The 4,651-nt window shown below is 58.8% G+C and carries 5 protein-coding genes; all 5 read right to left on the minus strand.

Going from position 1 to position 4,651, the window contains the following annotated elements; all coding sequences use genetic code 11:
• Positions 1–391, minus strand: a 391-nt coding sequence (locus tag Q9Q40_02625) for a hypothetical protein (protein MDQ7006105.1), incomplete at its 3' end; no start/stop codon positions are given.
• A 37-nt stretch (positions 392–428) separates the two neighbouring features.
• Positions 429–758 (minus strand): hypothetical protein, encoded by a 330-nt coding sequence (locus Q9Q40_02630; GenBank protein ID MDQ7006106.1) that lies wholly within the window; start codon positions 756–758, stop codon positions 429–431.
• Positions 759–975: 217 nt separating this feature from the next.
• Positions 976–2,820, minus strand: a complete 1,845-nt coding sequence (locus tag Q9Q40_02635; protein ID MDQ7006107.1) for a hypothetical protein — start codon at positions 2,818–2,820, stop codon at positions 976–978.
• 268 nt (positions 2,821–3,088) lie between these two features.
• Positions 3,089–4,012 (minus strand): hypothetical protein, encoded by a 924-nt coding sequence (locus tag Q9Q40_02640; protein ID MDQ7006108.1) that lies wholly within the window; start codon positions 4,010–4,012, stop codon positions 3,089–3,091.
• Positions 4,013–4,406: 394 nt separating this feature from the next.
• Positions 4,407–4,651 (minus strand): hypothetical protein (locus tag Q9Q40_02645; GenBank protein MDQ7006109.1); only part of this gene is annotated, 245 nt, incomplete at its 5' end.

A 4,651-nucleotide genomic window follows, 5' to 3' on the forward strand; every position in this document is an offset into this window, starting at 1 on the left:
AGACCGCGTAGCCCAGTGCTCGAAGGGGTTCAGCCATGTCTCGCGAGAGCTTCGTCAGTGACTCATCCGAGGGTTGCTTGCCGGCGGCAAACGACTCGTAGTAAGTTGCCACGAGTGATCGTGTCAGCTCCGTGACGTTATCTGTCACCCGCGTGAACGTGATCACGCCGTTGGCCAGATCGGTGAGCAGCGCATAGGCGGTGCAGGCGACCATCGGATTGGTGAACACCGTGCCCGCATGCGCTTCCACATTGTCCTCACGCAGGTTTGCGAGGGTGCGGATGAAAGCCTTGACCGAATCAACCACTACGGGAGCGGCCGTGGATGCGGCGACGACCTTATCTACAATCTGGGTGACCGCGACCGTCATCTGATCAATCGCTTCCTTCATTGCCTTCTGGTTCGCGTCGAGGATCCTGGCGAGCACCTCATGCGATGAGCTTGGACTCGGAGAGCCGGACGTCGATCGCTGACGCTTGCGCGCCTTCGCCGAGGATCTCGACTTCGTAGGCGTCGTAGGCGACGCAGAGGGCTGCGCAGGAGTCCCAGATGACGGAGGCGCCGTGGGTGATGTAGCCTTTGGTCGCCTCGAAGGCGGCGTCGTAGGCGTTGCAGGCTTCGCCCTGGCACGCGACGGCTTCTTTGCCGCTGGTGAGCTCATGGGAAGTAGACCTAATTTTTGCTTTTCCGAACCCTACGATGGTCGATGGAATCATCGACAAACGGTAGGTCGGAACCAACGCGTACACTGGATTCAAGGTTTAAAGATTGATCTTGTTTGAGGTATGAATCCTGATGTTAGCGCTGGAAGTAGTTTCACCCCCCACGCTTGCTTCCCCTGAGAACAACCAGACCCCAGCCGAAGCCAGGCGGAAGTCGGCAGAAGCTTGCGACCCCCAAGGATCGCGGTGGCTAGGTTCCGTACTGATGCGATCACCGTACGGGACGGCGACCGGCTTGTGGCTTCTTGTAATGTCATCGTGACGCCCCGGCATCGATTTCATCGCCTTCCAAGCGGAGTGACTCGATTGCATCGGTCGCCTCCATTGGCTCGGAAGTTGATGAGGCCACATTATGCAGAAGCCGCGTGGATGTCGCCAAATGCCGGCGTCTTGTTTCGACGACGGAGAAAGATTCGTCCGGGCGGGTTCCAATGTCGGCCGCATTGTCCACGCCTGGAATCCAGATGATTTCAAACGTCACGTTTCGCTGCAGTGCGAGCTTTTCCAGGGACGTCCACAGAGTCTGCATGGCAGTTGAGCCCGAGTAACCCCGCTTGCTCAGCTGCACGACGACCATGGCGTCACACCCGAATCGGATGTGCATGTCGCGGATCGTCGTATCCCATTCCAGGGTCAATAGAATTGTCTTCAACTCCTTGGCTGTGATGTGCAGCTGTGCGTCCTCACCTTCCCACTTCCACCTGGGTGATGATTTCTGATGCTCTCCTGCAGTGTTGTAGACGTCAGCGCCCGCGTGCGTGGAGCTGGAGTCGGTGGCGATCATGAGACCGACTTCGTGAGGTTTGACGACCGAGTACCACGGGTTCCTTGCGATATGGCAGATCCTCTCTCGAAGAGATGCCACGTCGGTCGCCGCTTCCTTGCAGTCGTACTTTGTGTCCCACGAAGAGAGTCCGGAGGCATGTGCCCGCGCGAACCTCAGACGCCCCAGCCGCCGAGCGCACATTGCGAGCTCCTCGGGGAAACCGCCCGGCGCGCAACGACTCGCACCGGTCACGTAGTGATCGAAAGAGCAGATCCCCACGAGTTGCGCGACGAAACGCAGCGTGACGGTTTTGGTCTCATCGTCGGCGATGGCCTTCCACCGGGAGACGTTTGCCGCGGAGTGGCGGAAGTGGAGATTCTTCTCGCCATTCGAGACTTTGACACCGAGTCGGATGCCGAGGGCAACGGGTCGCTCCTGGCTCTCACGCTCGGCATCCACGTCATCCAGCTGCAGTCTCTGACGCGTGTATACGTCGTTGTACTTGAGGCGCGCATGGTAGCGCCCTGCCGTGCTCTCCCACTCTCGCTGTAGCTTCTCGACAGATGTGAGACCTCCACCGGCGATCAGATTATCGTAGAAAATCGTGGCCACCAAGTTTCGTCCCCACTGGAAATGCGGCAGCTTCTCGCCTGTTGGAGCCGAACCCATGGCGATCGAGAGCAGGCAGTGAGCGACGGTTTGAGCCACCTTCGGGCTCACGGTGTGTCCCATCGGCAACACACACCACATGTAAGTTTCTCCACTGTCCAGACGCACGGTGAAGAACTCTCGGACATCGTCGTGTAGCGCGAGCTGATGGAAGAAGTGTCGTAAGTCACTGAGAAGAATCGCGGCGCGCTCCTTGCTCTGACGAATGACGCGCGCTAGCCTCGTGAGGATGTCCGGAATACTCGCCAAGTTTACCGCCCCGACAAGCTGCCGGATAGGAATGGATATTGTACGACAGTCGACGATGGATCGTGCGGAGAGCTCAGTCTTTGGGACACCGAAGTATCGACACAGGGCCGTCACAGTGGTATCGAAAGCGAGCTGCTGGCAGATGCGCCAGTCAGCTAAAGAGTTTAAGTGATCTCGCCACATTGTCGCGCTCCGTCTCGGGTCAATGCCGGCAGCGGCTACCCGGTACGGTTCCGCGTCGCGGAGCCATCGGAGACCGTCCGTGAACTGGACTCCCATAGCTTCCGCCCGCTCCTTTAGCTCCCAGACGAGCAGCTTTCCCACAATCTCCGAGTCGACGGGGTCGAGGGGCAACTTGGCGGCGGAGGTCCATGGTTGCGAGCCGACTCCGCTTGCGATGCCGTAGTAAAACATTTACCTACAGCCAATAGCCGTGATGGTGCGTCCGGTTCATCGTCGTATCGCGGGCGACGGCCCTCCATCACGTCTGGCTCGACTGACGAGCAGGGACCAAATGCGAAGTGGTTAGATCGGGTGTGTTACGTTCACCAAACGGGCGCGTATCGTTCGCCTCACGGATGCTTGACGAAGCACCGTATCTGGCGGGCAGGATCCCCAGGGGAGATCGCACTTGATGCGTCAGCATGAATACGGAACGGTGGGAGGCTGCGTGAGATGAGGCTCACGCGCCCTCGCGCTGGGCGACCTGGGCTCGAATGTGTTTGCCACGAGCCAGTGCTTCGTTTCGGCCGTAGACAGCCTTGACGAAAGTGTCACTCATGTGTCCCGTCAGTCCCGAGACGGCGTTTGGGACCAGGGCCTGATCTCCAAGGAAAGACGTGACACGAGCAGCGAAGTTTACCCGGAGCGTCTTCGACGTGACGCCCGGCTTGAAGGCCTGGGAGTCTCGGAGCGCTTGGTTCAACATATCCGATGACACGCCGGCACAGGGTGGTCCTTGCACGGTGTTGAACTCGTTCATCACGTGCCGTAGGCGTCGGAGGTACCGTGCGTTCAAACCATGTGGGTACTGGATAGTAACGCGCGAGGTGTAGCTTCGGCGCTGCTTCAACTGTGACCACGCCACGGTGAGCTCGGGCTCCTCGCCGTCTTGATAGATAACCTCATCTTCTTGAAGTTTCTCCGCATCGGCCACGCGGGCCCCCGTCAGAATGACGATTGCGAACGTCCGTCGAACGGCACCGGCTGGTAAGAACATGAGACCCAGGAAGATCTCATCGTCGTCCACAAGGACCACCGGGCGCAGCAGACCTGATCGTGCGGCTCGAAGCGCAGCGATCTTCTTCGCCTCTCGTACATTGGGGCCGCGTAGACGCAGTGCAGAGCACACGTATCCGAGGTACGTGCGTGCGGTGAGCGTAGACAGACCACACTTGACAATCATGCCAACATAGAACTCGCAGATCACATCCTCGGGCTTCCGTCGATCTGGATCCCGCTCGACCGTCCCCAGGAAGATACGTACCACGCGTGCTCGCGCTTCCGCACCCTTCTGTGTGCCCATCTCGTTGCGATAATCGGCAAGGCACTGTCGAACGTAGTCATCCATCACGAACGTGGTCAGGAAAGGTTTTGCCTTCGGCATGGTCTCTAAAGGGGTTCAATAGAATCCAATACACAATGAAACAGAACCATCTCACGACGCGCGCCGTCAGCCTCTTCGTTCACTCCGACTCACGTGCAATGGATTTGCTAAAATGAGAGAGGTGATGTGATGGCTGGGGATGGTGATGCAGGGCGCTAGGCAGCTGTCGCAGCGGTCGGTACTGGCTTCTTCTTGTTCGCGGAATTCTTTCCGCGGTTCCGCTTACCCTTGGATCCGTCTTGCGATGAGGCTGCCGGAGAGGCGCGCTTCCCATCGCCGCTGGACTTGAGTAGGGTCTTGGTGACGGACACGGAGTGCTTTGAGGCGCCCAGGTTCCGGGACATGGTAGTCACTCGGACAAACTCGGCGTCCCACTTTTCAGCTTCCTCCTCACTCATGCTCTGGCGAAGGCGGAAGTTCCGGAAACCGTTTCGAGCTTGCCGAACCGCGTATTCAGAGCGACCACCTGAGAAGCTGTGGCTTCGCCATCGATGCGATAGACCGCGTAGCCCAGTGCTCGAAGGGGTTCAGCCATGTCTCGCGAGAGCTTCGTCAGTGACTCATCCGAGGGTTGCTTGCCGGCGGCAAACGACTCGTAGTAAGTTGCCACGAGTGATCGTGTCAGCTCCGTGACGTTAT

The organism is Acidobacteriota bacterium (assembly GCA_030949985.1).
Lineage (GTDB): Bacteria > Acidobacteriota > Polarisedimenticolia > J045 > J045 > JALTMS01.